Origin of the sequence: Arthrobacter sp. OAP107, assembly GCF_040546765.1 — a bacterium.
GTDB lineage: Bacteria > Actinomycetota > Actinomycetes > Actinomycetales > Micrococcaceae > Arthrobacter.
Window position 1 is genome coordinate 627,796 of the sequence record NZ_JBEPOK010000001.1, and the last position, 24,543, is coordinate 652,338.

The 24,543-nt window shown below is 66.5% G+C and carries 21 protein-coding genes and 1 pseudogene; 9 read left to right on the forward strand and 13 right to left on the reverse strand.

Annotated elements, in window-relative coordinates; all coding sequences use genetic code 11:
- Together ABIE00_RS02875 and ABIE00_RS02880 are read left to right on the forward strand one after the other, a co-directional pair.
- The gene (locus tag ABIE00_RS02875; RefSeq protein ID WP_354256475.1) at window positions 1-534 is read left to right on the forward strand and encodes a RidA family protein; all 534 of its coding nucleotides are present in this window, start codon (window positions 1-3) and stop codon (window positions 532-534) included.
- A gap of 16 nt (window positions 535-550) precedes the next feature.
- Window positions 551-1,462, forward strand: a complete 912-nt coding sequence (locus tag ABIE00_RS02880; RefSeq protein WP_354256477.1) for an NUDIX hydrolase — start codon at window positions 551-553, stop codon at window positions 1,460-1,462.
- A gap of 130 nt (window positions 1,463-1,592) precedes the next feature.
- Here ABIE00_RS02880 and ABIE00_RS02885 read toward each other — a convergent pair whose 3' ends face one another.
- Window positions 1,593-2,270: a Crp/Fnr family transcriptional regulator gene (locus ABIE00_RS02885; RefSeq protein WP_003797871.1), complete on the reverse strand. Its 678-nt coding sequence runs from the start codon at window positions 2,268-2,270 to the stop codon at window positions 1,593-1,595.
- Window positions 2,271-2,462: 192 nt separating this feature from the next.
- On the opposite strand from ABIE00_RS02885, the pseudogene ABIE00_RS02890 reads away from it, so the two are divergent.
- Together ABIE00_RS02890 and ABIE00_RS02895 are read left to right on the forward strand one after the other, a co-directional pair.
- Window positions 2,463-3,648, forward strand: a pseudogene (locus tag ABIE00_RS02890) (MarP family serine protease).
- A gap of 157 nt (window positions 3,649-3,805) precedes the next feature.
- Window positions 3,806-4,468 (forward strand): hypothetical protein, encoded by a 663-nt coding sequence (locus ABIE00_RS02895; protein ID WP_354256480.1) that lies wholly within the window; start codon window positions 3,806-3,808, stop codon window positions 4,466-4,468.
- A gap of 48 nt (window positions 4,469-4,516) precedes the next feature.
- Here ABIE00_RS02895 and ABIE00_RS02900 read toward each other — a convergent pair whose 3' ends face one another.
- From ABIE00_RS02900 to ABIE00_RS02925, 6 genes are all read right to left on the reverse strand, one after another.
- Window positions 4,517-5,593, reverse strand: a complete 1,077-nt coding sequence (locus tag ABIE00_RS02900; RefSeq protein WP_354256482.1) for a DUF2332 domain-containing protein — start codon at window positions 5,591-5,593, stop codon at window positions 4,517-4,519.
- 2 nt (window positions 5,594-5,595) lie between these two features.
- A complete protein-coding gene (aroQ, locus tag ABIE00_RS02905) occupies window positions 5,596-6,072 on the reverse strand; it encodes a type II 3-dehydroquinate dehydratase (RefSeq protein WP_331572058.1) in 477 nt (158 codons plus the stop codon).
- A gap of 124 nt (window positions 6,073-6,196) precedes the next feature.
- Window positions 6,197-8,389: an alpha-galactosidase gene (locus ABIE00_RS02910; RefSeq protein WP_354256484.1), complete on the reverse strand. Its 2,193-nt coding sequence runs from the start codon at window positions 8,387-8,389 to the stop codon at window positions 6,197-6,199.
- 132 nt (window positions 8,390-8,521) lie between these two features.
- Window positions 8,522-9,862 carry an ABC transporter substrate-binding protein gene (locus tag ABIE00_RS02915; protein ID WP_354256486.1) on the reverse strand — a complete coding sequence of 447 codons (1,341 nt, stop codon included), beginning with the start codon at window positions 9,860-9,862 and terminating at the stop codon, window positions 8,522-8,524.
- 59 nt (window positions 9,863-9,921) lie between these two features.
- Window positions 9,922-10,854, reverse strand: a complete 933-nt coding sequence (locus tag ABIE00_RS02920) for a carbohydrate ABC transporter permease (RefSeq protein WP_354256488.1) — start codon at window positions 10,852-10,854, stop codon at window positions 9,922-9,924.
- Between the two features lie 12 nt (window positions 10,855-10,866).
- Window positions 10,867-11,823, reverse strand: a complete 957-nt coding sequence (locus ABIE00_RS02925) for a carbohydrate ABC transporter permease (protein WP_502914267.1) — start codon at window positions 11,821-11,823, stop codon at window positions 10,867-10,869.
- A gap of 217 nt (window positions 11,824-12,040) precedes the next feature.
- On the opposite strand from ABIE00_RS02925, the gene ABIE00_RS02930 reads away from it, so the two are divergent.
- Both ABIE00_RS02930 and ABIE00_RS02935 read left to right on the forward strand, forming a co-directional pair.
- Window positions 12,041-13,243: a Gfo/Idh/MocA family protein gene (locus ABIE00_RS02930; RefSeq protein ID WP_354256491.1), complete on the forward strand. Its 1,203-nt coding sequence runs from the start codon at window positions 12,041-12,043 to the stop codon at window positions 13,241-13,243.
- A 26-nt stretch (window positions 13,244-13,269) separates the two neighbouring features.
- Window positions 13,270-14,289: a LacI family DNA-binding transcriptional regulator gene (locus tag ABIE00_RS02935; RefSeq protein ID WP_502914190.1), complete on the forward strand. Its 1,020-nt coding sequence runs from the start codon at window positions 13,270-13,272 to the stop codon at window positions 14,287-14,289.
- A 12-nt stretch (window positions 14,290-14,301) separates the two neighbouring features.
- On the opposite strand, the gene ABIE00_RS02940 is transcribed toward ABIE00_RS02935, so the two are convergent.
- The 5 genes from ABIE00_RS02940 to acs all read right to left on the reverse strand — a co-directional run bounded on the left by ABIE00_RS02940 (window position 14,302) and on the right by acs (window position 20,515).
- Window positions 14,302-15,084 (reverse strand): DeoR/GlpR family DNA-binding transcription regulator, encoded by a 783-nt coding sequence (locus tag ABIE00_RS02940; protein WP_354256497.1) that lies wholly within the window; start codon window positions 15,082-15,084, stop codon window positions 14,302-14,304.
- A gap of 44 nt (window positions 15,085-15,128) precedes the next feature.
- A complete protein-coding gene (locus ABIE00_RS02945) occupies window positions 15,129-16,040 on the reverse strand; it encodes a carbohydrate ABC transporter permease (RefSeq protein ID WP_354256500.1) in 912 nt (303 codons plus the stop codon).
- Window positions 16,037-17,008, reverse strand: a complete 972-nt coding sequence (locus tag ABIE00_RS02950; RefSeq protein WP_354256503.1) for a carbohydrate ABC transporter permease — start codon at window positions 17,006-17,008, stop codon at window positions 16,037-16,039. Before ABIE00_RS02950 ends, ABIE00_RS02945 begins: the two co-directional genes overlap by 4 nt.
- 16 nt (window positions 17,009-17,024) lie before the next feature.
- Window positions 17,025-18,335, reverse strand: coding sequence for an ABC transporter substrate-binding protein (locus ABIE00_RS02955; RefSeq protein ID WP_354256506.1), 1,311 nt, complete (start codon window positions 18,333-18,335; stop codon window positions 17,025-17,027).
- A 182-nt stretch (window positions 18,336-18,517) separates the two neighbouring features.
- On the reverse strand, window positions 18,518-20,515 hold the full coding sequence (gene acs, locus ABIE00_RS02960; protein ID WP_354263252.1) for an acetate--CoA ligase: 1,998 nt from the start codon (window positions 20,513-20,515) through the stop codon (window positions 18,518-18,520).
- Between the two features lie 403 nt (window positions 20,516-20,918).
- Here acs and ABIE00_RS02965 point away from each other — a divergent pair, with 403 nt between their 5' ends.
- From ABIE00_RS02965 to ABIE00_RS02975, 3 genes are all read left to right on the forward strand, one after another.
- Window positions 20,919-22,460: a hypothetical protein gene (locus ABIE00_RS02965; protein WP_354256509.1), complete on the forward strand. Its 1,542-nt coding sequence runs from the start codon at window positions 20,919-20,921 to the stop codon at window positions 22,458-22,460.
- A gap of 240 nt (window positions 22,461-22,700) precedes the next feature.
- The gene (nth, locus tag ABIE00_RS02970) at window positions 22,701-23,468 is read left to right on the forward strand and encodes an endonuclease III (protein ID WP_354263253.1); all 768 of its coding nucleotides are present in this window, start codon (window positions 22,701-22,703) and stop codon (window positions 23,466-23,468) included.
- Window positions 23,465-24,142: an NUDIX hydrolase gene (locus tag ABIE00_RS02975; RefSeq protein ID WP_354256512.1), complete on the forward strand. Its 678-nt coding sequence runs from the start codon at window positions 23,465-23,467 to the stop codon at window positions 24,140-24,142. The genes nth and ABIE00_RS02975 overlap by 4 nt, the downstream gene beginning before the upstream one ends.
- 16 nt (window positions 24,143-24,158) lie before the next feature.
- Here ABIE00_RS02975 and ABIE00_RS02980 read toward each other — a convergent pair whose 3' ends face one another.
- Window positions 24,159-24,350 carry a YegP family protein gene (locus ABIE00_RS02980; RefSeq protein WP_043417572.1) on the reverse strand — a complete coding sequence of 64 codons (192 nt, stop codon included), beginning with the start codon at window positions 24,348-24,350 and terminating at the stop codon, window positions 24,159-24,161.
- Between the last annotated feature and the right edge of the window lie 193 nt (window positions 24,351-24,543).

Genomic DNA, 24,543 nt, shown 5'->3' on the forward strand with positions numbered 1-24,543 from the left:
ATGACCACCCCCCAGGAAACCGCTTCCAGCGCTGATCTGGCGCCATCGTCCGCCGTCGAGCAGCGTCTCGCCGAGCTGGGACTGACCCTCCCGGAAGTTGCCGCCCCCGTGGCCGCCTACGTACCGGCCGTCGTGTCCGGCAACCACGTTTACACCTCGGGGCAGCTGCCGTTTATTAACGGCAAACTGGAAGCTACCGGCAAAGTGTCCGCCGGCACCGCGGGGGCCTCGGATGAGCCGACTGTGTCTCCGGAAGACGCGAAGGCGTACGCCGCCGTATGTGCCGTGAACGCCCTGGCCGCCGTGAAGAGCGTCATCGGTGACCTCGACCGCGTCACGCGCATCGTCAAGGTAGTGGGCTTCGTCTCCTCCGATCCTTCCTTTACCGGCCAGCCCGGCGTCATCAACGGTGCGTCCGAGCTCCTGGGCCGGGTCTTCGGTGACGCGGGCCAGCACGCCCGTTCCGCCGTCGGCGTTTCAGTCCTGCCGCTCGACTCTCCGGTGGAAGTCGAACTGATCGCCGAATTCAGTTAGGGAGCAGTAGGTTCCTTTGCCCCACCTAGCACGCCGGCTCTTTGTCCTCCCTCCCGATCTTGAAGGGGCGGCAAGAAGCTGGCTCGAACACGGCGAGCGGACTCCCCGCAAGCCCCGTTTCGCGTCTTCCGTGGTACTCCTCCGGGATTCGCCCACGGGCCTGGAAACCTGGCTCGGTTACCGTCCGGGAGAATCGCCGCTGGGCGTCGTCGCCTTTCCGGGCGGTTCCCTGGACGCGTCCGACGACGACGCCGTCGGCTGGCTGGGCCCCTCGCCCCAGCATTGGGCTGAGCAGATGGGAACGGACGACGTCGGGCTGGCCCGCCGCCACGTGGTGGGCGCAGTCCGCGAACTGTTCGAGGAGACCGGCGTGCTGCTGGCCGGCCCGGACCTGTCCTCCACCGTGGAGGCGACGTCCACTGCCGAGTGGATGAAGGCCCGGGAGGCCGTGGCGTCGCAGGAAAAGTCGTTCACCGAGGAGCTGGCCAAGCGCGGCCTGTCCCTGCGCACCGACCTGCTCAAGCCGCTCGTGAACTGGCTCAGCCCGGACTTCGCGCACCGGCGCTTCAACACCCGGTACTTCGCCGCCACCGTCCCCATGAACCAGCAGCCCTCCATCCTGGAGAGCAAGGGGGTCTGGGGCCGGTGGGTGTGCGCCACGAAGGCGATCGCCGAACGCGACACGACCCTCCTCGGTGACGAGGTGGGCCAGGAGAACACCGTCGGCCTCACCCTTGGCCAGCTTATGGTTCCCGGCGCGGAGATCATGCTCGAGAAAATGGCCAAGGCCAACGGCTGCATCGCCTACCTCAGCTATAAGCGCACCCCGCACGTCTACCAGCCCCGGCTCGTCGACGAAAACGGGACTCTCATGCTCGAAGTCGAGGCAGCCAAGACAGTAGCCGGAGAACCCCAGCGCGAGCGCTAAGCCGCCCCTTGTTTCCCCGAACGCTCCTCCGGTCCCGCCGTTGTAACCAACAGTGGGTGGTGAGTAGCCGGACGGCGAGTTAAAAGCGAAGGCCGCCCCGGACGAGCAGGGGCGGCCTTTAGCGTGTGAGTTAGCGGGAGCGCTGGCGGAGGCGCTGCATGTCCAGGATCACGACGGCGCGTGCCTCGAGGCGCAGCCAGCCGCGCTGGACGAACTCGGCGAGAGCCTTATTGACGGTTTCGCGGGAGGCGCCGACCAGCTGGGCCAGTTCCTCCTGGGTGAGTTCGTGTGCGACGAGAACGCCGTCGGTGGCGGGACGGCCGAAGCGGTCGGCGAGGTCCAGGAGGGCCTTGGCCACGCGGCCGGGCACGTCGGAGAAGACCAGATCGGAGAGGGAGTCGTTGGTGCGGCGGAGACGGCGGGCCAGTGCCTGCAGCAGCTGGGCGGAAACCTCGGGGCGGGTCCGCAGCAGGGAGTTCAGGCTCTCGTTCTTGAGCCCGGCCAGGCGGGTCTCCGAGACGGCGGTGGCCGTGGCGGTGCGGGGGCTGGGGTCGAACAGGGCCATCTCGCCGAAGAGCTCACCCGGGCCGAGGATGGCCAGCAGGGATTCGCGGCCGTCGGGGGAGGTGCGGCCGAGCTTTACCTTGCCGGAGACGATGAAGTAAAGCTGGTCACCCTGGTCGCCTTCGCGGAAGACGGATGCACCGCGGGACAGGTCGACCTCGGTCAGCTCGTCCGTCAGCAGGCGGAACGCGTCGTCGTCCAGCGTGGCGAAAAGGGGTGCGCGGCGCAATACCTCGATGTCCATGAATTCTCCTGAGTAAAAGTGTCGTCTGGGGCGCTTGTGCCATTGTTTCAGAATTTTCAACGTTCTGTGACGTACTTGGCAGCTGAAACGCCCTAAAAGACGCCGTGCGACCAGCGTAGGCTCCGCGCATGCACGGCAAATTGTCAGACTTGGCCAGTAGAATCGGGGCTTAGCTGCTTTTGAGGAGACCCGGTGTTTGGCCTGACCGTTCTGGACCTTGCGTTGATTCTCACGCTTTTGTCCTATCTGATCTACGGCCTGCGCAACGGCTTCCTGGTGACCGTGGGCGGCCTTGCCGGATTCGCGGCTGGCGCCGTGGCCGCTTTCCTCTCGGTTCCGCTGGTCAGCGACTTTGTGGAGGACAGCGGGTGGCGCCTGACCGCCATCATCGGCACCGCAGTCCTGCTGGTGGTGCTGGGCAATGCGCTCGGCACCATGATCGGGCGCAGCATCCGCAGTGCTGTCCGCATGCAGCCGCTCCGCGCCATGGACAGAATCATCGGCGGGGCCGTGAACCTGGCCGTGTCAGCGCTGGTCATGTCCATGCTGGCGTTCAGCATCAGCGCCCTTGGCGTGCCCTTCGTTTCGCAGCAGCTGGCTGAGTCAAAGGTGATCCGTTTCATAGACGGACTGACGCCCAACCCGGTCAAATCCGCCATGGCGCAGCTGCGTTCGGCGGTTATCGGCGACGGCATCCCCACGCTCATCGAGGGCATCGGGCAGGACCAGCAGGTTCCGGTTCCCAACGCCAGCACGGATACTCCGGCGCTGAACAGGGCAGCCGGCTCGGTTCTGAAGATTGCCGGCACCGCGTTCCAGTGCGGGCAGAACCAGACCGGCACCGGCTTTGTTGTATCGCCCGGCCGTGTGGTGACCAACGCGCACGTTGTGGCAGGTGTCTCGCAGCCGGTGGTGGAAGTCCCCGGCGGAGGAGCCATGCCCCGGCCGGGTGGTGTATTTCGACAGCAAGCGCGACCTCGCCGTCCTGGCCGTGGACGGACTGCCCACCGCGGCACTGCCGATGAGCTCCGACCTGCCCGCGGGTACTGCTGCGGCCTTTGCCGGCTACCCGCACGGCGGCCCCTACCAGTCCAAGCCGGCTACCGTGCAGGGAATTTCCACGGTGCTGGTGCCGGACATCTATGGCAACAACCCCGTTCCCGATGAGGTGTACAAGCTTGCCGGCGACGTCCAGCCCGGCAACTCGGGCGGCCCGCTGCTGACGACCAACGGGCAGGTGGCGGGTGTCATCTTCGCGAAGACAACGTCCAGTGCGGCCCTGGGTTACGCGATTCCGATGATCGACCTCCGCCCCGTGGCAGCAGAGGCGCCGAGCCTGTCCAGCGCCGTGTCGTCGGGACAGTGCATCCAGCAGTAGGGCATCCAGCAGTAGGGCTTTCTGCTCCAACATCGGATGACCGGGAAACGGTCGCCGGCGGTGGTCTGTGTCCCCCCGGGCCGTTCCACTGTTTTCCAACCTCGCGCCCATACGATCTGGATAACGAGGACTCGCGGCTCTACTGAAGAGAGGCGCCATGAAAAAGACTGCACTCGGAGTACTGGCACTGGCCGGAACACTCGTCGTTCAACTCGCTGGGGCCGGACCGAGCACCGCGGCGGAGCGGCCCGCCACTGCGAAACGGCCCGTCACTACGAAAACAATGACGAGAGGCGAGGGCATAACTGCAGAATTCGACCGCACGGACGGGTGCATACAGACAACGGTCAGTATGTTCGGCAGCGTCTTCACGGTCCGCGGATCCACTACTCCGGACAAGCTGGGCGTTGTCTCTGTCACGCAGGTGAACACATGCACACTCACGACACTGATTAACGGGTCCGGGGAGGCGAGTACCCTGAACCTGGCCGTCCCGAACGGGTTGTCCGGAGGGCGGCTGAGGATGTCCATTGAATTCACGAACTTTGCCGACCCCGAGAACCCAGTAACTTCGCCGATGACGGCAGACGTGTCCTTCCGGGCTACGGCTCGGGCGACCTCGACTTCTGAAAAGTCCAAGTCTTTTTCCGAGGGCGTCCGCTTTGTATCGTCGACGGGTACGAAGAGCCGGCCTGTCTCTGCCACCGGCACGATAACCCTTGGCACTCAAAATGTCGTTTCGCCGGATATTTCGTCGATCTCCGCGACGGTCGGCTCCGTGGTCACCAAAGAGAAGACGGTAGCCCGGCCGGTGAAGTAGCGTTCAGCAGTTCAGGCGATGCTGACAGCCGGCACCCGGATCAGCCGGTTACAGCCAGTCCAGGCTCTGGCCGTGCGGGCCGGTGATGGCCACCGGCCGGCCGTTGTGCAGCAGCAGGAAGTTGCCGCGGAGCCGGCCGGGGTCCATCTCCGGGACAACGGCAGAGCCGTCCTCCTGGATGATCACCGTCTCGCCCTCGTTGGACAGCCAGTGGCAACCACGGTCCTGTGCCAGAGCCTGCATGGCTGCCCGGAATCTGGCGCGCCCGTCGGCGCTGAGGTAACCCATGACTGCGCTGTGGAACACCACCAGCGCGGCATCGGCCGGCGCCTGGCCGGCCAGTGACAGCAACTGATCGTTCAGGTCGCCGGCCACCAGCAGAGGCGGATCTTCGCGCGCAACCGCGATGGCCCGGCGCAGCCGCTCGCGCCGGAATTCCTGCTCCGGCCAGATCAGCGCCTCAAGCCAGGCGACGTCGTCGGGATTCCGAACGTCCAACGGATTCAGGTCGATCCCGGCCCGCCACACCACCTCAGGCAAGCTGCCGGGCAGGGGAACCGGGCCGGCTGTCCGGCAGCGCAGGACGGGAGGCTCCGGCAGTCCCCGGGCCCCGCTCGGAGTCTCCCCGGACCCGTCCGGCAGTTCGCCGAACGGGACGGGACCCAAGCGCGTAACTGACGAGCCGTCGTCGAACTCGTAGCCGTAGCGGTCCGGGAACAGGGCGAGTCCGGCGGAGGCGCCCACCTCGATCAGTGCCAGCGGCCGGCCCTCGGCGGCCGCGATGGCCGCAAGCGAGGGAAGCAGGGTGGCGCAGCGGCCCACCTCGTTGGTCTGGGTGGCACGGGACAGTACGATGCGCGCGACCTCGTCCCAGTGCCTGTCCAGGAACTTCCGGAACTCGGGGTACGGGGAAACCCTGGCGCCCAGGAAACGGGCGGCAGCGAGCATCAGCAGCGGCTGGCGCTTGGTGTACGGCCACTCGTCGATCCGGGCAATCAGCCCGGTATCGTCGGCGATGTGCAGCGACCAGTCGGCGTAGCAGGGCGAGGAACCGGGAGCATCAACCGTGCCGAAGTGCCGGTACCACTCTGCGGTGCCGGAGCCAGCAGCCCCCGCCGCCGGCATGGTCAGGACTTGCCTGCATTCAGGTCGGCGAGGTACTCCACGGCGAACCGGTATCCCAAAATCCCGGCTCCGGCGATCACGGCCTTGCTGATGTCCGAGAGGTAGGAGTGGTGGCGGAATTCCTCACGGGCGTGCACGTTGGTGATGTGGACTTCCACCGCGGGGAGCTGCACCGCTGAGATGGCGTCGCGGATGGCCACCGAGGTGTGGGTGTACGCGCCCGCGTTCAGCACGATGCCGATGGCCTTGCCGCGGGCGGCGTGGATGGCGTCCACCAGTGCGCCCTCATGGTTGGACTGGAAGCACTCGACGTCGAGCCCGCGTGCGGCGGCGGCGTCCTTTGCGAGCTGTTCGACGTCGGCCAGCGTGGCCGTGCCGTACTTTTCCGGCTCGCGGGTGCCGAGGAGGTTCAGGTTGGGGCCGTTGAGGACGAGGATGGTGCCGCGGCCGGCTTCGGTGGCGGTGGGGGCTTCAGTCATGACTGCCAATCTATCGCGTCCCCGTGCGGCTCTATTGAGGGCAAGGGCATTCGTTACGGAAAACGTGGCGTCCCGCACCGCCGGCTGGAGGGCCGGCGGTGCGGGTAGCTGTCTGCGAGCGCTTCTAGAGGGCCGTGACCTTCAGCACCAGCGCATGCTCCGGGTTGATGTTGGGCATCGGGAGGCCCACCGCCGCCAGGAAGCGGCCGCTGGCTTCCGCCCCGGACGCCAGCCAGGCCGGCGGCTGGATCTGGGTGAAGGTGTGGCCGTAGTCGGCGTCCACCGGGGCCGGGAAGATGGCCTCCACCCGGTAGCGGCGTGCCGCGTCCAGCCCCGGCAGGGCCACCCGCCCCAGCAGCTCGGCGAACGAGGTGCGCGTGCTCACCAGGGCGAACAGCGCCGCCGTCGAGCCTGGAATTACGGAACCGGAACCGGCAGAACCAGCCACCACGCCGTGGAGCATCAGCGAGTCGTCGGGGACGTCGGCCCGGACCATGCGGCCACTGTGGATCAGCCCGCGGTGCTCCTTGTACAGCGCGATGAAACGCTTGAGCTCCTCGCGCTGACGGCCCTGCACCTCCCGCACGTCCCATTCCATGCCGAAGTGGCCGAACAGCGCAGTGATGGCGCGGAAGGACAGGTCGTGGGTGCGGGCGGTGGTGTGCGAGGTGGTGGGGCCGATGTGGCCGCCCACCAGTTCGGGCGGAACCACGACGCCGGTCCACCGCTGGATGGTCTGCCGCTCCAGGGCGTCGTTGCAGTCCGAAGCCCAGAGCCTGTCCGTGCGGTCGAGGATGCCGAGGTCCACGCGCGCCCCGCCGGAGGAACAGCTCTCAATTTCGACGCCGGGATGGGCCTTCCTGAGCTCCTCGAACAGGCGGTAGGCGGCGAGGGTCTGCTCGTGTACGGAGGAGCGTCCGGCGTGTCCGTGCTCGGTGAGGTCCCGGTTCTGGTCCCACTTGAGGTAGCTGATGTTGTTCTCGCGCAGGAGGGTGTCGATCCGGCCGAAGATGTACTGCCACGCCTCAGGGTTCACAAGGTCGATGACGTGCTGGTTGCGCCAGGCCAGCGGCAGCCGTCCGCCGTCCTTGTGCGAGGCGGCGGCCGGCCCCACGATCCAGTCCGGGTGCGCCCGGGCAACGTCCGAGTTGAGGTTGATCATCTCGGGTTCCACCCACAGGCCGAACTCCATGCCCCGGGACGTGACGGCCTTGATAAGCGGCGTCAGCCCGTCCGGCCACAGTGTCTCGTCGACGAACCAGTCGCCCAGGCCGGCGGTGTCGTCGCGGCGGCCGCGGAACCAGCCGTCGTCGAGGACGAATCGCTCCACGCCAAGGTCGGCGGCCGAGTCCGCGAGTTCGATCAGGGTGTCCAGGTTGTGGTCGAAGTAGACGGCCTCCCAGGTGTTGAGCACCACGGGGCGCGGCTTTCCGCCGCCGGCGGCCGGGAGAACGTGGTGCGGGCGCGCACGGAACCAGCTGTAAAACGCCTCGCTGATGCCGTCCAGGCCGCGGTCCGAATATGCGGCGAAGAGCTTGGGCGTGGCGTAGCGTGCGCCCGGCCCAAGAATGACCTCGGCCGGGCCCAGCAGCTCGGAGCCGCCGATCATCGTACGCCCGTCGGCGAGGGTGTCGGCGAACTGTTCGTGGTTGCCGCTCCAGGCAAGGTGCGTGGCCCAGACCTGGCCGTGGCGGTTGCCGAAACCTGCGGTGCCGGCCGCGAACAGCAGCGAGGAGTCGTGCCCGGTGCGGCCGTGCCGGCCGCTGCGGACCCAGGTGCCCTGCTGGATGGGGCGGCGCTGCGGGTGCCGTTCCCGGCACCAGCGCCCGGTCAGGTCCAAAAGTTCGACGGCGTCGGGAGACACCGGGAGGACAGCGGCCAGTTCGTCGAGCTGGAACGGCGTGGTCCCGGTGTTCGTGACGGTGTGCTGCAGTTCCAGCAGGCCTCCGCCGTGGAGGGTGAGCGTGGATTCGACGGTGATGCCGGCGTCGGCATCCTGCTGGACGACGGCGGCGGAGTTGCCGTTGACTGTGGCGCGCACGGCGCGCAGGCGAACGGAGAAATCGAGTCCGGAGACGCCGTCGGCAATCCGGTGGCCACGCAGGGCCGGCCGTCCGCGCCAGCTTGAGGACGCCTGGGGGAGCAGCCCGGCCGGGACGGTGACGTCAACTGCGGAGTTGGGGATGGCCGGCGTGAGGATGGACAGGTCCGGGAGTTCATCGCCAAGGTCGGCACCCCAGTGGATGACCTCGGCCTCCCCGCTGTTGAAGCTGATCACCAGGCTGGTGCCGGTGGAACGGAGGTGCAGGGGATCCATAGGTAGGTCTCTTTCGTGAAAAGCAGATAGGTATGTGGGGTGCTGCGGGGCCGGGAGCGGTGTGCGCTGTTCCGGCCCCGCAGGATGGTGCTGTGTGGATGCCTGGACTTTGATTCTCGCCCAGTTGCGCCCCTACTTGAAGAGGTCGTTCACCTGGTTGTTGGCTTCGGTCAAGGAGCTGGCGGGCTTCTTGCCGGAGAGCACGGCGTCCATTGCAGGCTTCATGATGCCGTCCACCTTCGCGGCTTTGTCCGCGATGGGGAACAGGAACGTGGTGCCGTCCTTGACGTGGGTGGTGAAAGCGGAAACATCGGTGCCCTTGGCCTTGAAAGCCTTGGCCGCTTTTTCGGAGGAACTGGTGATGGCCGGGAAGACCACGGCCTTGGATGCGACGACGTCCTGGCAGGCGGCGGAACCGAGGTATTCAACCCACTTGACGGACGCTGCAGGGTTCTTGGTGCCCGCCCAGACAGAGTCCGCCAGGCCGTTGAACATGCTGGCACGCTTGCCGTTGGGACCCTTGGGGGTGGGGGCGAACGCCGTTTCCACGCCCTTGTAGCTCTTGTACTGGCCGATCAGCCAGTCACCAGTGGTGTTGATCGCCGCCTTGCCGGCGCCGAAGTTGTCCGCGAGGCTGGCGCCCACAGTGGTTTCCAGCTTAGGCATGTAGCCCTTCTCGATCAGGCCGGCCCACCAGGCGATGGTTTCCTGGAATTTGGGGTCGTCATAGTTGAACTTGGTGCCCCAGGGGTTCTTGTCCGTGTGGGTCCAGCCCGTGGTGGCGCTCAGGAAGCTCCATTCCGTCTGGCCCTGGCCGGAGCCGCTGCCCGCCAGCCCGAGCCCGTAGACGGCGACGTTGTTCTTGTCGAAGCCGGCTTCGTCGCCGCGCTTGCCGTTCTTGTCCACCGTCAGGTGGGCAATGGCCTTCTCGTAGCTGCCGCCGTCTGTCGGGTTCCAGTCAAGGTTGGCCATCTGTTCGGCGCTGATGCCGGCAGCGTCCGTCATGGCCTTGTTGTAGAACAGGCCCACGGTGTCCCAGTCCTTTGGCAGGCCGTAACGCTTGCCGTCCTGGCCGACCCAGAGTTCGGGCAGGCCGTTGGTAAAGCTGTCCAGCTTGACGCTATCCTTGGCAACGGCGTCGTCGAGGGGGAGCAGCTGCTTTTTGGCGGCGTACTCGGGGTACTTCGACAGGTGGTCGGTGAAGACGTCAGGGGCCGTGCCGGCGACGAAGCCGTTGGTCAGCGTGGTCCAGTAGTCGTCCCAGCCGCGCTGGGTGATCTTGACCTTGATGTCCGGGTTGGCCTTGGTGAAATCGTTGGCGCACTGCTGGTAGGCCGGGAGCTGGTTGGCGTCCCAGAGCCAGTAGTTGATCTCGCCCTTGGCTTCGCTGGAGGCGGGACTGCCCCCGCCGCAGGCGGAGAGCGAGAGGGCGATTGCCGCGGCGGCAGCTGCGACGCCGATGGTTTTCTTCATGATGGACCTTTCTTGGGGATGCATGCCGGTGGCAGTGCAGGGGGCCGAACGGGAGGGGGTTACTTGATTCCGGAGAAGCCGATGGAGTTGACTACCTTCTTGCCGAAGGCGATGAACAGCAGGAGCACGGGGAGCGCGGCCACGAGGGTGGCGGCCATCAACCCGGTCCAGTCGGGGGCGCCCTGCGGGGACTGGGACTTGAAGACGCCCAGGCCCACGGTGAGTACACGGACGCTTTCGTCCTGGCCTACGAGCAGCGGCCAGAAGTATTCGTTCCACTGGCCGATGAAGGTCAGCAGGGCCAGCGTTGCCAGGGGTGCTGCGGCGTTGGGCAGGACGATCTGGAAAAAGATCCTCAGGTGCTTGGCGCCGTCGAGCATGGCGGCTTCCTCCACTTCCCTGGACATGCCAAGGAAGAACTGGCGCAGGAAGAAGATGGCGAACGGTGTCATGAACAGGAAGGGCAGCGTCATGCCGGCGAAGGTGTTGAGCAGGCCCAGGTTCTTGATCATCAGGAAGTTGGGCAGCGCGGTGAAGATCGGCGGGACCATCATGGTTGCCAGGAACAGGCCGAACACCGCATTCCGGCCGGGCCAGCGGAGGCGGGAGAAAGCGTATGCTGCCATCGCACTGAAGAAGACCTGCCCTGCAGTGGTGACGGTGGCGAAGATGACGGAGTTCCGAAGGTAGAGCCAGAAGTTGATCGCGGCTCCCGATCCGCCTTCGGCGATGGCCTCTTCCGGGCTCTGCATTCCGAGGACCCGCTTGAAGGCGCCGAGGCTGAAGTCTGCGGGCAGCAGGTTGCTGGCGTTGGAGGCCAACGAGGCGTTGCTGGACAGCGCGGTGCGAAGCATCCACAGGAAGGGTGCCACCGTGACGGCCACTGCAAGGGTCACCAGCGCCCAGGCACCGACGCGCCGCCAGTTGACCGGCTTCTTCCTAACGGCGATGTTGCTGGCGGGCTTCTTGCGGGAAAGTATCGAGGTGCTCATGGCTGGGGTTCCTTAGTCCAGATCCGATTCGTTGCCCTTGAGGAACTTCATTTGCACGAAGGCCACCAGGGCGAGAATGAGGAAGAGAATGACGGACAGCGCCGATGCGTAGCCGAAGTCCGATTCGCTGAAGGCCTTCTGGTAGATGTACATCTGGATGACGCGGGACGCGTTGATGGGGCCGCCTGCGGTGGTCACTGCCACGGTGTCGAACACCTGGAAGGACCCGATCACGGTTACCACCAGGACCAGTACCAGGACGGGGCGAAGGAGCGGCATGGTGATGCTCCAGAACGTCCGCGTGGGGGAGGAGCCGTCCAGTGAAGCAACCTCGTAGACGTGGTTCGGGATCGACTGGAGCCCGGCGAAGATCAGCAGGGCCGTGTAACCCATGTGCCGCCAGACGTTGACGGCGGCGACGGTGGGAATGGCCCACTGCTCGCTTCCAAAGAAAGCGATGCGCGGCAGGCCCATCCAGCTGATGATTTCGTTGACGATGCCGATCTGGTAGTCGAGCATCCAGAACCACAGCAGCGCGACGATGACGTTGGCCACCAGGAAGGGCAGCAGCAGTGCACCGCGGATGAAGGTGGACTTCGCGACGCGATGCATCAGCAGGGCCAGGCCCAGGGCGATGACGGTCTGGAAGCCGATGTTCAGCGCCACGTACTGGACGGTGACCCACATGGCGTTCCAGAACAGTTCGTCGCCCAGCATGGCGGTGTAGTTCTTGATGCCGATCCAGGCGGGGTCGCCCAGGATGCTGTACTCGGTGAAGCTCAGGTAGAAACCCCTGATGGTGGGGACCAGATAAAAGAGAACAAAGCCGATCATCGCCGGGAAGATGAAGAGCATCGCCACCCTCAGGTCGCCGAGGCGGCGGATGAAGCTCTTCCGGGCGGGTTTCGCTGTCTTGGGACGGCCGGCCCGCGCCGCCGTCTCCTGTTGCTGCTGGGTAAGGGTGGTCATCATCGACCCTTCCTGGGTGTGTGATGGAACTAACAATCGTCCCTGAATCTACACGAGTAGATAAAGTGGCGCAAGCAATATTTCCTTGCCGCTGGTTGCCCGTTTCTTTCCAGCGCTGCAATCGTTGACTCGAGTAGATTTCGATGCGAGACTGTGGCGCAGACATGTGCGGGTGCCGGAAAATCGGTGCCGCCCGGGATCCTGAAAGGCAGGAACAATGGCGTTTTCAATCGGAGTAGTCGGCGTAGGGCAGTTCGGTGGCCAGTTTGCCCATCTCTTCAACCTCCACCCCGGGGTCAGTGAGGTCTTCGTCGTGGACGAGCGGGCCGGCCGTGCGGCCGGGGCGGTTGCCCAGTACGACCTTGCGGGCTCCATCGGCACCTTCGATGAGCTGCTGGCGTCCGACATCGACGCCGTCGCCATCTTCACGCAGCGGTGGACACACGGACCGCTGGTGGAACGGGCGCTCCGGGCCGGAAAGCACGTCTACTCGGCCGTTCCCATGGCCGTCACCGAGGACGAGATTGCAAAGATCATCGACGCCGTCCGCGAGACCCGCAACGTCTACATGATGGGTGAAACCAGCTATTACAACCCGGCCACGGTCTATGCGCGCGAGCAGCACGCAGCCGGCCGGTTCGGGCGGGTGTTCTACGCGGAAGGCGACTATGTCCACGACATGGACCTGGGCTTCTACGACGCCTACCAGTACAGCGGCGGGGAGCGCTGGAAGGAAACCGCCAGCTACCCGCCCATGCTGTACCCGACCCACGCGATCGGCGGCGTCCTCGGCGCCCTGCCGGCGCACGCCGTCAGCGTCAGCTGCGTCGGTGTGAAAGATGACCGCCAGGACGGGGTGTTCGACAAGGACATCAGCATGTTCGGGAACGACTTCTCCAACGCCACGGCCCTTTTTGAGCTGAACGACGGCGGTGCCATGCGGACCAACGAGATGCGCCGGGTGGGCTACCCCTCGCACATCCGGGAGTCCCGCTTCCGGTTCTTCGGTACCGAAGCCAGCTTCGAGCAGCTGGCCAAGGTGACGGTGTGGCAGGACAAGACCAACGTCCACGACATCTCGGAGCAGATGGAGTCCCGGCCCAGCGTGCCGCTGGACGATCCGTCGCTCGCCAATGTGGCGCCGGAACTCCGGGACGCCTTCGTGTCCGGACTGGCGCCGGTGCATGACAGCGGTAGGCTGCCCGATGAGTTCCGCGGCGCCCCCAACGGCCATGAAGGCAGCCACCAGTTCCTTGTGGACGACTTCGTCACGGCCGTGAATACGGGCTCGCTGCCGCCGGTCAATGCATGGACGGCCGCGCGCTACACCCTGCCTGGCATCGTGGCCCACGAATCCGCCCGGCGCAACGGCGAACGCCTTCCCATCCGCGACTTCGGCGATGCTCCGGCCGCGCTCTAGGCCGTGCTGTAGCTAGCATGGACACTATGACCATTCCGGCAGTGCCCGCCCCGCGGACCCAGGTGACCCGCAAGGACGTTGCCCGGTACGCCGGGGTGAGCACCGCCGTCGTCAGCTACGTGGTGAATGGCGGGCCCAAGAAGGTGGCGCCCGCCACCCAGGCGAAGGTCCAGGAGGCCATCCGGCAGCTGGGCTACCGCCCCAACGCGGCTGCGCGGGCCCTGAAACTGGGGTCCAGCGAAACGATCGGTTTGGTCATTCCGGACAACAGCAACCCGTTCTTCTCGATGCTGGCCCACGCCGTGGAGGACGCGGCAGGGGCGCTCGGATACGCCCTGGTGCTGACCAACTCGGACGGCGACCTGGCCAAAGAGCGCCGGAACATCCGGAACCTGGCCGCCCGGCAGGTGGACGGGGTGGTACTGGCCAGCGTCCTGTTCGAGCCGGACCTGGCCGATCTGGAGACCGCCGAGATCCCCTCAGTGCTCCTGAGCCACAGCGGGAGTTCGGCGGGGGTCACTACGGTGGGTGTGGACCTGGCCAAGGGGGCGCGCACCGCCGTCGAGCATTTGATCGGCCATGGCCACACCAATATCGGCCTGGCCATGGGCACCACAACGGGCAACGAAGCGGATGCCCGCGAGGAGGGCTGGGTGCAGGCGCTCAGGGACGCCGGCCTGCCGGAAGGCCCCATTGCCCGCAGCGCCTTCACCCGGGTTGGCGGCTACGCCGCAGGGAAGCGGTTCCTGGCGTCGGGACACCGGCCCACCGCCGTCTTCGCCAGCTCCGACATGCAGGCCATCGGCATCCTCCGCGCGTTCCACGAGGCCGGCCTGTCCGTCCCTGAGGACATTGCGCTGGTCTCCTTCGACGGGTCGGAGGACGCCGAGTACGCCTGGCCGATGCTGACCACCGTGGAGCAGCCTGTGCGGGACATGGCGGAGGCCGCCGTCCGGGCGCTCGTCGGTGCGGACCGCGGCGAGCCGGCCCGGCACCGCGTCTTCCCGACGAAGCTCCTGGTCAGGCAGTCCTGTGGCTGCCCGTAGGGGCGCCAAAAGCTAAACGAGCCGAAGCCGGCCCACCCGGTCGCGGAGGATCCGCTGGGCGTCGGGGGACAACCCGGAATCGCAGATCACCTCGTCGGCTTCCTCCAGTTTGGCGATGGTGCTGATGCCCTGGGTGCCCCACTTGGTGTGGTCCGCCAGGACCACCACCTTCCGCGAAGCCGCGATGAACGCGCGGTTGGTTTCGGCCTCCAGCAGGTTCGGCGTCGTGTAGCCGGCGTCAGCATCCATGCCGTGCACGCCGAGGAACAGCAGGTCCAGGTGCAGCTGGCTGAGCGCCGCCGTCGCGATCGGCCCCACCAGGGCGTCCGACGGCGTGCGCTCGCCGCCGATGAGAATCACCGTTGAGACGTGGCGTCCGGAGCCCGACGCGGAGGCATGGTGGAAGAGATCGGCGATCTTCACCGAGTTGGTCACCGCGGTGATCCGGGGGCCGTTGGCGAGTTCCTTGGCCAGCGCCCAGGTGGTGGTGCCCGCGCTGAGGGCCACCGCCATGCCCTCGTGGACCAGGGAGGCGGCCTCCAGCGCGATGGCGCGTTTCTGCGCGGTGAGCTGGGTCGACTTCAGCTCGAACCCGGGCTCATGCGTGCTGGCATCCCCGGGCAGCTTGGCGCCGCCGTGGATCCGCTCCACCTGGCCGCTTTCCTCCAGCATCTCGATGTCGCGGCGGACCGTCATCAGGGAGACGCCCAGCTGCTGCGCGAGGTCCGACACGCGGACCACGCGCTCGCGCCGGACGGCGTCCACTATGGACTGGTGGCGGGCCGCGGGAAGCATCGGGATCCTTTCGCTGGATGAAACCTCGTACTGCCCATCATCGCCTAGCCCTTGCTGGAACCAAGAGTCAGGCCCGCAACAAACTGCCGCTGCAGGAGCAGGTAGACAATGAGGGTGGGGATGACGGTGATGACCGCGCCGGCCGCCAGCAGGTTGTAGTTGTTCAGGAACTCGCCCTGAAGGTTGTTGATCGCGGTGGTGACGGGCAGCCGGTCGCCGCTCTGGATGAACAGCAGGGGCCAGAAGAAGTCGTTGTAGATGAAGATGACCTCCAGCGTTGCCAGCGCCGCGAAGGCCGGCCGGCACAGCGGCATGATGATTTCCCGGTACTGGCGCCAGATGCCGGCACCGTCCACCAGCGCGGCCTCGGTCAGGTCCGCGGAGAGCGCCTTCATGTAGTTGGACAGCACGAAGGTGCAGAACCCCATCTGGAACGCCATGTTCACCGCGATCACGATGATGTACGTGTTCAGCATGTTGCCCGAATCGCTGAAGGAGTAGGGCACCTGGAAGTGCTTGGCCATCTCAAACAGCGGCGCCGCCAGCACCTGGGGCGGCAGCAGGTTTCCCGCCGTGAACATGATCAGCAGCGTGATGTTGAACTTCCAGTTCACCCGGCTGACGGCGAACGCCATCATGGACGCGAAGAAGAGCACCAGCAGGACCGCCGGAACGCAGATGATCACCGAGTTCCAGAGGTATTTGGCGAAGCCGCCCTGCGTCCAGGCCTGGATGAAGTTGTCGAAGTTGAAGTCGCCGGCCACGCTGAAGTAGCCGTGCTCGTTGGTCGATGCGATCGGCCGCAGCGCGGTGAACACCGCCCAGAGCAGGGGGATCAGCCACATAACCGCCATGGCAGTCAGGAAAATATGCGTGCCGTAATGCCGCTTCGGTCTGCTGCCGGAGCGTCCGGATTGCCCGGTCGTGGCCATGCCGGGGGAGACGGCGGCGCTCATGCCCTGTTCTCCCGTCCGAAGGTGCGGCTGAGGTAGAACACGATGGGCACGAGGGAGATGACCAGCAGGACCACTGCAAGGGCGGAGCCGACGCCGATCACCTGGCCTTCGCCCACGAGGTTCTGGATCACCAGGGCGCTGAGGAGCTCCAGGCCGTTGGTGCCGCGGTTGATGACATACACGACGTCGAACGCCCGCAGCGACTCGATGATGGTGATGACGACGATGACGATGTTGATGGGCCGCATGGCCGGGAACACCACGCGGAAGAAGGTCTGCGCCGCGTTGGCCCCGTCGATCGCGGCGGCCTCCTTCAGGCTGGGGTCCACGCCCTTGAGGCCGGCCAGGTACAGCAGCATGACGTAGCCGGCGTGCCGCCACGTGGCGGCGATCATGGCCGCCCATATGTTCACCGAGGAGTCGCCGAACCAGTCGACGGCCTGCGGTGTCCCTGATGTTCCGAGCAGGAAGTTCAGCAGGCCGTTGTCCCGCTGGTAGAACAGCTGCCAGATGATGCCGATCAGTGCCAGCGACAACATGACGGGCGTGAAGAAAATACTCTGGTAGATCCTGCTGCCGCGGATCTGCTGGTCGAGAAGCACCGCCAGCAGCAGGCCCAGCGGGGTGGCCACCAGGGCCAGGAAGGCAAGCCACAGCAGGTTGTGCTGGATGGCCGGCCAGAACGGCGGGTAATCCTGCGAGATGTACTGGTAGTTGTCCCCGCCCGCCGGCCGGATGTCAGTGAGGGCCAGTCCGTTCCAGCGCGTAAAGCTGAGCCCGATGGACATGACCGTGGGCAGCCACACGAACACCAGCTGGATGAGGGTGGGAATGCCCACCATGAGGGACAGGACGGCCTTGTCCCGGGTGGAGAGCCGGCGGACCTTTCCGCTGCGGACCCGCTTCGCCGGGGCCCCGGAGGGTTCCCGGGACTCCGGCGGGACGAGGTCTCGTGCTGTTGTGCTCATGGGAGGTGCCCGGCCGCTATTGGGCCGCGTACAGTGACTTGGCCTGCGCCTCAAGGTTCTTGACGTCCATCTTGCCGTTCTTGAGGAAGGTCTGCAGGGCCGGGATCATGACGTTGTTGGCCATGGCGGGCAGGGCATCGCGGTCAAAGAACTGGCTGATGGACTTCGCCTGCGCGATGGTGTCCGCACATTTCTTGTTCAGCGGCGTGAACTTGGAGGTGTCCGCACCCTTGGCCGTGGCGATGTTGGAGGCGTCCACCGAGGCGTAGATGTCCTGTCCCTCGGGGGTGCCGATGAATTCCATGAACTGGTGCGCGGCCGCGTTCCCGCCGCCCTTGGTGGACAGCAGCAGTCCGTCGATGGGTGCCTCCACCGCATCGCGCCCCTCGGCCGCGATCTCGGGGAAGGCGAAGAAATCGATGTCCTTCAGCACGGCGGGATCGGTGAACTGCTGGGTGACGAACGAGCCGAGCAGATACATGCCTGTCTTCTTGGCCGCCAGCGCCCGCGCCGCGTCCTGCCAGGTCTGGCCGAGCGCCGCAGGATCCTGGAAGGGCAGCAGGGCCGACCAGGTGTCGAAGACGTCGGTCACCTTTTTCTGGTCCCAGGACTCCTTGTGGGCACACAGGTCCACGTGAAACTGGTAACCGTTGAGGCGCATGTTGATGTAGTCGAACGTGCCCATGGCGGGCCAGCCGTCCTTGTCCGCGAACCCGATCGGGATGATGCCGTCGGCCTTCATCTTGGCCGCCAGGGTCTTGAGGGCATCGAAGGTTTCCGGCACCTCGTAGCCCTTGTCGGCCCATACGCTCTTCCGGTAGAAAAAGCCCCACGGATAGTTGTAGTTGGGGACGAAGTACATCTTCCCGTCCGGACCGGTGGAGGCCTTCTTCAGGGCGTCGGAGAAGTTGCCGCCGATCTTGGCCCAGACGTCATCGACCGGGGCCAGGAGCCCCTTGCCCGCATAGAACTGCATCCTGTAGCCGGCGAACCAGGTGAAGGCGTCGTCCGGTGAGCCCTGCAGGTAGGAGTTGATTTTGTTCTGGAAGTCGTTGTGCGGCACCACGTTGGTGCGGACCGTCTTGCCCGTCTTCCGGGTGAACGCGTCGGTGACTGCCTGGTACGCCTTCTTGGGAACTTCATCGGAGGAGCCGGAGCCGAAGGTCAGGCCGGAGGATTCCGAGCCACCTGCGGACGGTCCGCTGCCTCCGGTGCACGCCGCCAACAGCGGCACACCGGCCAGGCCGGCAGCGCTGACGCCCATTGTTTTGAGGAATGTCCGCCGGGCTGGCCCGGCGCTGGTGGACGCTTCCGGATGTGGTGCCATGATCTCTCCCGGGGAATGGAGTCTTGTGACATCTGTCACATATCACTGACTATAACCTCGCAAAAGGGAACAGGAAAGATCGCAAAACAACACGCGGGGCTTCCGACGGCGGTACCTCCCCAGGGCCGACACAGCAGGGCCCACCCGGGTTCCGGGCGGGCCCTGCTTTGGGGGTGAGCCGCCTACTTCTTCAGTGATGCGGCGATCTGCTGCATAACGGTGTTGTCGGCGAGGGTGGTGGCGTCTCCGACGTCGCGGCCTTCGGCGACGTCCTTGAGAAGGCGGCGCATGATCTTGCCCGAGCGGGTCTTGGGCAGTTCGGGGACCACGAGGATGGTCTTGGGTTTGGCGATCGGGCCGATTTCCTTGCCGACATGGTTGCGGAGGTCCTGGACGATCTCGTCCCCGGAGTCCACGGCGTCGCCGCGGAGAATGACGAACGCGACGACGGCCTGGCCGGTGGTTTCGTCGGTAGCCCCGACGACGGCGGCCTCCGCCACTGCGGGGTGTGAGACGAGGGCGGATTCGATTTCGGTGGTGGAGAGCCGGTGGCCGGAGACGTTCATGACGTCATCGACCCGGCCCAGGAGCCAGATGTCGCCGTCTTCGTCCTTCTTGGCGCCGTCGCCGGCGAAGTACATGGTTTCGAAGCGGGACCAGTAGGTGTCCTTGAACCGTTCCGGGTCGCCCCAGATGCCGCGGAGCATGGCCGGCCAGGGTTCGCGGATCACCAGGAACCCGCCGTGCCCGTCCGGGACGGAGTTGCCGTTCTCGTCCACGACGTCAACGGCGATGCCGGGCAGCGGCACCTGGGCGGAGCCGGGCTTGGTGGCGGTCACGCCGGGCAGCGGGGCGATCATCTGGGCGCCGGTTTCGGTCTGCCACCAGGTGTCCACGATGGGTGCTTTGTTGCCGCCGATGACGTCGCGGTACCACATCCAGGCTTCGGGGTTGATGGGTTCGCCCACGGAGCCCAGGACCCGGATGGAGGAGAGGTCGTACTTGTCCGGGATGTCCCGGCCCCACTTCATGAAGGTGCGGATCGCGGTGGGGGCGGTGTAGAGGATGGAGACCTTGTACTTTTCCACGATCTCCCACCAGCGGCCCTGGTGTGGGGAGTCCGGGGTGCCTTCGTACATGACCTGGGTGGCGCCGTTGATGAGCGGGGCGTAGGCGACGTACGAGTGTCCGGTGACCCATCCGACGTCGGCCGTGCACCAGTACACGTCCGTTTCGGGGTGCAGGTCGAAGACGGCCTTGTGGGTGTAGGCGGTCTGGGTGAGGTAGCCGCCGGTGGTGTGCAGGATGCCCTTGGGCTTTCCGGTGGTGCCGGAGGTGTAGAGGATGAAGAGAGGGTGTTCGGAGTCATGCCCGACGGCGGTGTGCTGGGCTGACGCCGTCCCGACGGTATCCGCCCACCAGTGGTCCCGGCCCTCGTGCCAGTCCACGTCCTGGCCGTTGCGCTTGACCACCACGACGTTCTGCACGGTGTGGCCGTCCTGTTCGAGGGCGGCATCGACCGCGGACTTCAGGGCGCTGGGCTTGCCGCGCCGGTAGGTGCCGTCCGCGGTGACAACGAGCTTGGCTTCGGCGTCCTCGATCCGGGAGCGGAGCGCGTCGGCGGAGAAGCCGCCGAATACCACCGAGTGCACGGCGCCGATCCGGGCGCAGGCCAGCAGGGTGATCACGGCCTCGGGGATCATCGGCAGGTACACGGCGACGCGGTCGCCCTTGGCCACGCCGAGGGACTCGAACGCGTTGGCGGCCTTCTTCACCTCCTCGGTCAGTTCCGCGTAGGTGTAGGCGCGGGAATCGCCCGGTTCGCCCTCGAAATATATGGCCACGCGGTCACCGAGGCCGTTTTCCACGTGCCGGTCCAGGGCGTTGTACGCGGCGTTGACCTTGCCGCCCACGAACCACTTGGCGAACGGCGGGTTGGACCAGTCAAGGGCCTCGGTGAAGTCCTTGCTCCAGGTCAGTAGCTCGCGGGCCTGCTTCGCCCAGAACGCCGGGCGGTCGGCTGCGGCCTCGGCGTAGACCTCGGCGCCCACCACAGCGTTGGCGGCGAAATCCTCGGAAGGGGCAAACTTGCGGTTCTCATGCAGCAGGTTTTCAAGAGCATCGCCCTGCTGGCTGGGGGTGGCAGCGGTGGCCGTCGAGCCGGGGGTGTCCTGGGACATGGTGAACCTCATCATTCATCGATCTTTGCTGCGCGGTGCGCCGGTCCGTGCCGTTGCCCGGCCGTGGCACGGCGTCGGGCAACGGCCCGTCGCGGACAAACCGCAAAGAGCTGTTCCGAAACCAGACTAGCGCCTCCGGCATCGGCGCGTGGGCCGCGTCACATGGCGGGCCGTGAACGGTGCCCATTTAGCGGTGAACGGTTCTTTGGGGGAGCTGCGTGGCTTCTGTGAGCGCGCCGCACCACGGCCAGTCAGCTAGTGAAGCACCCGCCACTTGGCTAGGCTGAGATGGACTCGTGACAGTGGCCGGAGGCAGCCAGACCGCTTGTGGTCGGGCTCCGGCCGTAGGGCGGAATCACGCTGCGGACGCCAGTCCGGGCGCCGCCACGCTAAGGAGAACAGAATGAATCAGCAAAGCCAGGGCCAGCCGGGCCAGCAGGGCACGGCCCAGCAGGGCGCCGGCCAGGCACCGCAGGGGGCGGGACCGTCCGGGCGGTCGGAGACGCACGCTGCTGCGCCGACCTTCATGAAGCAGCAGGGTGTGCGGAATGAGGCCGTTGCTGGACCTTTCACCGTCCGTGACCTGACCGTGTTCGCGGCCACCCTGGTTCTCTTCATTGCATCGCTGATCCCGATGTTCGCCGTGCGCTACAACCTATGGAACCTTGGAAGCCTCTTCTTCCTGGGACTAGGCGTGGTGCTGCCGCTTATCGTTGCCGCACTGTTCGCCGCCCGCCGGCTCGCCCCCGACACGAGGGTCCGCATCGGATCCCTCTCCGTGGACCAGTTCGGTTCCGTGGTGGCCTCGTTTGCGGTCGGCTTCTTCTTCCTGTCCGTCGCCGGCGCCTACACGCCCAGCCTGCTCGTGGCGCTGATCGGTTCGCTCGTGCTGCTGGCCGCCACGGTGCTGGCGCGTTACATCCCGTTCTTCGCCGGCGACTTCCTGGACCGCGCCGAGGTGCCGGCCCACGTCATGGCGCGTGACTCGGCCGTTCCGCTCCGCAAGCCCAAAGCACCCAAGGAGCCGAAGCCTGCCGCGGCCAAGCCGGGCAATTCTTCCTCCGGCGCGGCCCCTGCTGGTTCTGAAGCCCGCGGCACTGTGTCCCCTGGTCATGTTTCCCACGGTGCGACGGCGGTCGGCCAGGCGGGGCGCGAAGCAGCCCAAACCGGGGCCTCCGGCGCCGTAATTCCCGGCGCTACAGCTCCCATTGCCGGTGCCGCCGGTGCAGCACCGGCGACCGGCATTTGGCCCGCCGCAAACGCGGCCAGCAGCGCCGCAGCCTCCCCGGAAACGGGACAGGCCGCCGTCGTGCCTGCGGCAGCCGCAGAGCCTTCCGCGCAAGCCGCAGACTCCACCACCCAGGCGCATACATCCCTGCCGCCGGTAACCGAAGCGGAGCAGACCCAGCCGGACGCAGCCACCGTCGCCCCCGCGGCCAGCCCGCGAGCAGCCAGCGCCGCCACCGCCGCAACCCCGGCCGGTACAGGAACGGCCGGCGTCAAAGCCCCGGCAACCGAAGCCCCGGCGCCAGCATCGGCGGGGACGGAGGCGCCAGCGGCGGAAGCGCCCGTCGCGGAGGGCCAGTCCGACGCGGCTGCCCGTGAAGCTGAGGCGGCGCGCGCGGCCTCGGCCACGCCTGCCACAGCCGTCCATCCGAGGGTGGACCTGCCGGAGCAGGCGCGGTCGCAGGAACCGATCGGTGCCACCGTCGACCCCGCGAGCCGGCCGGAGGAATCCGAGCAGGAGCAGGTCCACGAGGCCTTCTGGTTCGCCGTGGCGCAGCACCGCACCGCCGTCGACGAGCGCACGGGGGCACCGCTGTTCGGCATCGAGCCCGGTGGCTGGGTCCTGGCCCTCGAGGACCGCGGGGACGAGTTCCTGGTCCAGCACACGGACGGCCGGGTGGGCGTCCTGCGCGACCTCAGCAACATCGAGCGCGGCTAGCCGGCCGCCGTGGCCGAGTCAGCTTCGCGCCGGCGCGGCACGCCGGGAGTCCCGGTGACCCCCGCTCCGGCGGGTGTTTCCGGGGACGGGATTTCCACGGAGATTTCCACGGAGATCGCCGGAGAGGCCATCCACGCCGGGGTTTCCGCAGAGACCCTCGACGGCGGCGCCGTCCCTACAGAAACCCCCGCCGAAAACGGGCCGGCGGCCAGCCCGCCGGCCCGTTCCGGCGAGTCGCCCCTGGCCCTGAAGCGCCGGGCGCGCAGAATCAACCGCGCCCTGGCCGAGCAGTACCCGTACGCCCACGCCGAGCTCGACTTCCGGAACCCCTTCGAACTCCTCGTGGCGACGGTGCTCTCCGCGCAGACCACCGACGTGACGGTCAACCTGATCACGCCGCTGCTCTTCTCCCGCTACCCGGACGCCCACGCCATGGCGGAAGCGGACACAGAGGAGCTTGAAGCCATCATCAAGCCAACGGGGTTCTTCCGCGCCAAGACGCGGAACCTCCTCGCACTGGCAAACCGCGTGGTGGACGAGTTCGACGGCGTGGTGCCCGGGCGGCTGGAAGACCTGGTGACGCTTCCCGGCGTCGGACGAAAAACCGCAAACGTGGTGCTGGGAAATGCGTTCGGCATCCCCGGTATCACGGTGGACACCCACTTCGGCCGCCTGGCGCGGCGCTTCGGCTGGACGGAGTCCGACGACCCCGTCCGGATCGAGTCCGATGTGGCGGAGCTGTTTGAACCCCGGGACTGGACCATGCTGTCCCATCGGGTGGTGTTTCACGGCCGGCGGGTGTGCCATTCACGCAAGCCTGCCTGCGGGGCCTGCGCCGTGGCCAACTGGTGCCCCAGCTTCGGTGCCGGCGAGACGAATCCCGCCAAGGCCGCGAAGCTGCTGAAGTACGAACTGGCGCCCGGAAACGAGGAGCTCCTGTCCAGGCTGCTGGCCGAAACGCACCGCGCCGCCGAGATCCGGATGGAATCGCAGCGGAGGCCGCAATGACAGCCCGCCAGGACCTGGTGGACCTCGTCGATTCAATCCGGGCGGGAACCGGTCCTGCCCGGAATCCATACTGGCGCAAGCTCACCGTGGATGAGTCCGTCGCGCGCAAGGCTGCCGTCCTGATCCTCTTCGGAGCCCTGGACGATGTGCCCGCCGAATCCGACAAACCGCTCGTGGCTGCCGACCTGGACGTCCTGCTCCTGGAACGCGCCCACACCCTCGATGACCATCCCGGACAGGTGGCCTTTCCAGGCGGCGGCATCCACGCGGGTGAGAGCCCGGTGGAGGCTGCGCTCCGGGAAGCCGAGGAGGAAACCGGCCTGGACCCGTCCGGCGTCGAGGTGCTGGGTGCCCTGCCGGAACTGGCCCTGCCGCGCGGCAACTTCCTGGTGACCCCTGTCCTGGCCTGGTGGGCTTCACCGTCGCCGGTCCGGGTGGTGGACTACGGCGAGTCCGCCCAGGTCTTCCGGGTGCCGGTCCGGGACCTGCTGGACCCCGAGAACCGCACCATGGCGGCCGTGACCCGCCTGGACCAGACGTTTCAAAGCCCGGCATTCACCGTAAACAGCCTGGTGGTCTGGGGTTTTACAGGCATGATCCTGAACGAGCTGTTCGACCAGCTGGCCTGGGCCGTTCCGTGGGACCGGACCAGGCTTCACCCGCTGGAGCTCTAGGCTGTCTGCCGGCTTTTTAGTGCTGTGACTTCCGCAGATCCACCACCAGGCCGGTGGCGGCGTTTTCGCGCAGTGCGTTGATGCCGGCCACTACTCCCGAAACGCTCTTGAACCGCGGCGACTCTGCCACGATATTTCCGTCCCCATCCATGAGACGGAATTTGTAGGACTGATCGCTATCCTGGTGAACTTCAAACTTGCCCGCCATTGGCGTGGAAACCCCCTGCTGATGCTTCGTCGCACGTGCCAGGCCAACTTATTGCCACTGCCCGGCCACCAACGACCTTAGTGGCCCACGCCACACGAATCCAACTACTCGCCGGTACATTACTCGGTACAACCGTGTATTCCGTGTGACTTTTGTTTCCACCCGGCAGCGGCTATTGTCCTGCCCCAGTGCG

What these genes read in the sequence shown, in the direction of transcription:
- ABIE00_RS02940 (WP_354256497.1), bottom strand. Translation starts at nt 15,084, where the DNA reads ATGCTTCCCGCGGCCCGCCACCAGTCCATAGTGGACGCCGTCCGGCGC.
- ABIE00_RS02900 (WP_354256482.1), bottom strand. Translation starts at nt 5,593, where the DNA reads ATGCCGGCGGCGGGGGCTGCTGGCTCCGGCACCGCAGAGTGGTACCGG.
- ABIE00_RS02965 (WP_354256509.1), top strand. Translation starts at nt 20,919, where the DNA reads ATGAATCAGCAAAGCCAGGGCCAGCCGGGCCAGCAGGGCACGGCCCAG.
- ABIE00_RS02935 (WP_502914190.1), top strand. Translation starts at nt 13,270, where the DNA reads ATGACCATTCCGGCAGTGCCCGCCCCGCGGACCCAGGTGACCCGCAAG.
- ABIE00_RS02950 (WP_354256503.1), bottom strand. Translation starts at nt 17,008, where the DNA reads ATGAGCACAACAGCACGAGACCTCGTCCCGCCGGAGTCCCGGGAACCC.
- ABIE00_RS02925 (WP_502914267.1), bottom strand. Translation starts at nt 11,823, where the DNA reads ATGACCACCCTTACCCAGCAGCAACAGGAGACGGCGGCGCGGGCCGGC.
- ABIE00_RS02885 (WP_003797871.1), bottom strand. Translation starts at nt 2,270, where the DNA reads ATGGACATCGAGGTATTGCGCCGCGCACCCCTTTTCGCCACGCTGGAC.
- ABIE00_RS02980 (WP_043417572.1), bottom strand. Translation starts at nt 24,350, where the DNA reads ATGGCGGGCAAGTTTGAAGTTCACCAGGATAGCGATCAGTCCTACAAA.
- ABIE00_RS02930 (WP_354256491.1), top strand. Translation starts at nt 12,041, where the DNA reads ATGGCGTTTTCAATCGGAGTAGTCGGCGTAGGGCAGTTCGGTGGCCAG.
- ABIE00_RS02875 (WP_354256475.1), top strand. Translation starts at nt 1, where the DNA reads ATGACCACCCCCCAGGAAACCGCTTCCAGCGCTGATCTGGCGCCATCG.
- acs (WP_354263252.1), bottom strand. Translation starts at nt 20,515, where the DNA reads ATGTCCCAGGACACCCCCGGCTCGACGGCCACCGCTGCCACCCCCAGC.
- ABIE00_RS02910 (WP_354256484.1), bottom strand. Translation starts at nt 8,389, where the DNA reads ATGGATCCCCTGCACCTCCGTTCCACCGGCACCAGCCTGGTGATCAGC.
- ABIE00_RS02920 (WP_354256488.1), bottom strand. Translation starts at nt 10,854, where the DNA reads ATGAGCACCTCGATACTTTCCCGCAAGAAGCCCGCCAGCAACATCGCC.
- ABIE00_RS02915 (WP_354256486.1), bottom strand. Translation starts at nt 9,862, where the DNA reads ATGAAGAAAACCATCGGCGTCGCAGCTGCCGCCGCGGCAATCGCCCTC.
- ABIE00_RS02895 (WP_354256480.1), top strand. Translation starts at nt 3,806, where the DNA reads ATGAAAAAGACTGCACTCGGAGTACTGGCACTGGCCGGAACACTCGTC.
- aroQ (WP_331572058.1), bottom strand. Translation starts at nt 6,072, where the DNA reads ATGACTGAAGCCCCCACCGCCACCGAAGCCGGCCGCGGCACCATCCTC.
- ABIE00_RS02945 (WP_354256500.1), bottom strand. Translation starts at nt 16,040, where the DNA reads ATGAGCGCCGCCGTCTCCCCCGGCATGGCCACGACCGGGCAATCCGGA.
- ABIE00_RS02955 (WP_354256506.1), bottom strand. Translation starts at nt 18,335, where the DNA reads ATGGCACCACATCCGGAAGCGTCCACCAGCGCCGGGCCAGCCCGGCGG.
- ABIE00_RS02975 (WP_354256512.1), top strand. Translation starts at nt 23,465, where the DNA reads ATGACAGCCCGCCAGGACCTGGTGGACCTCGTCGATTCAATCCGGGCG.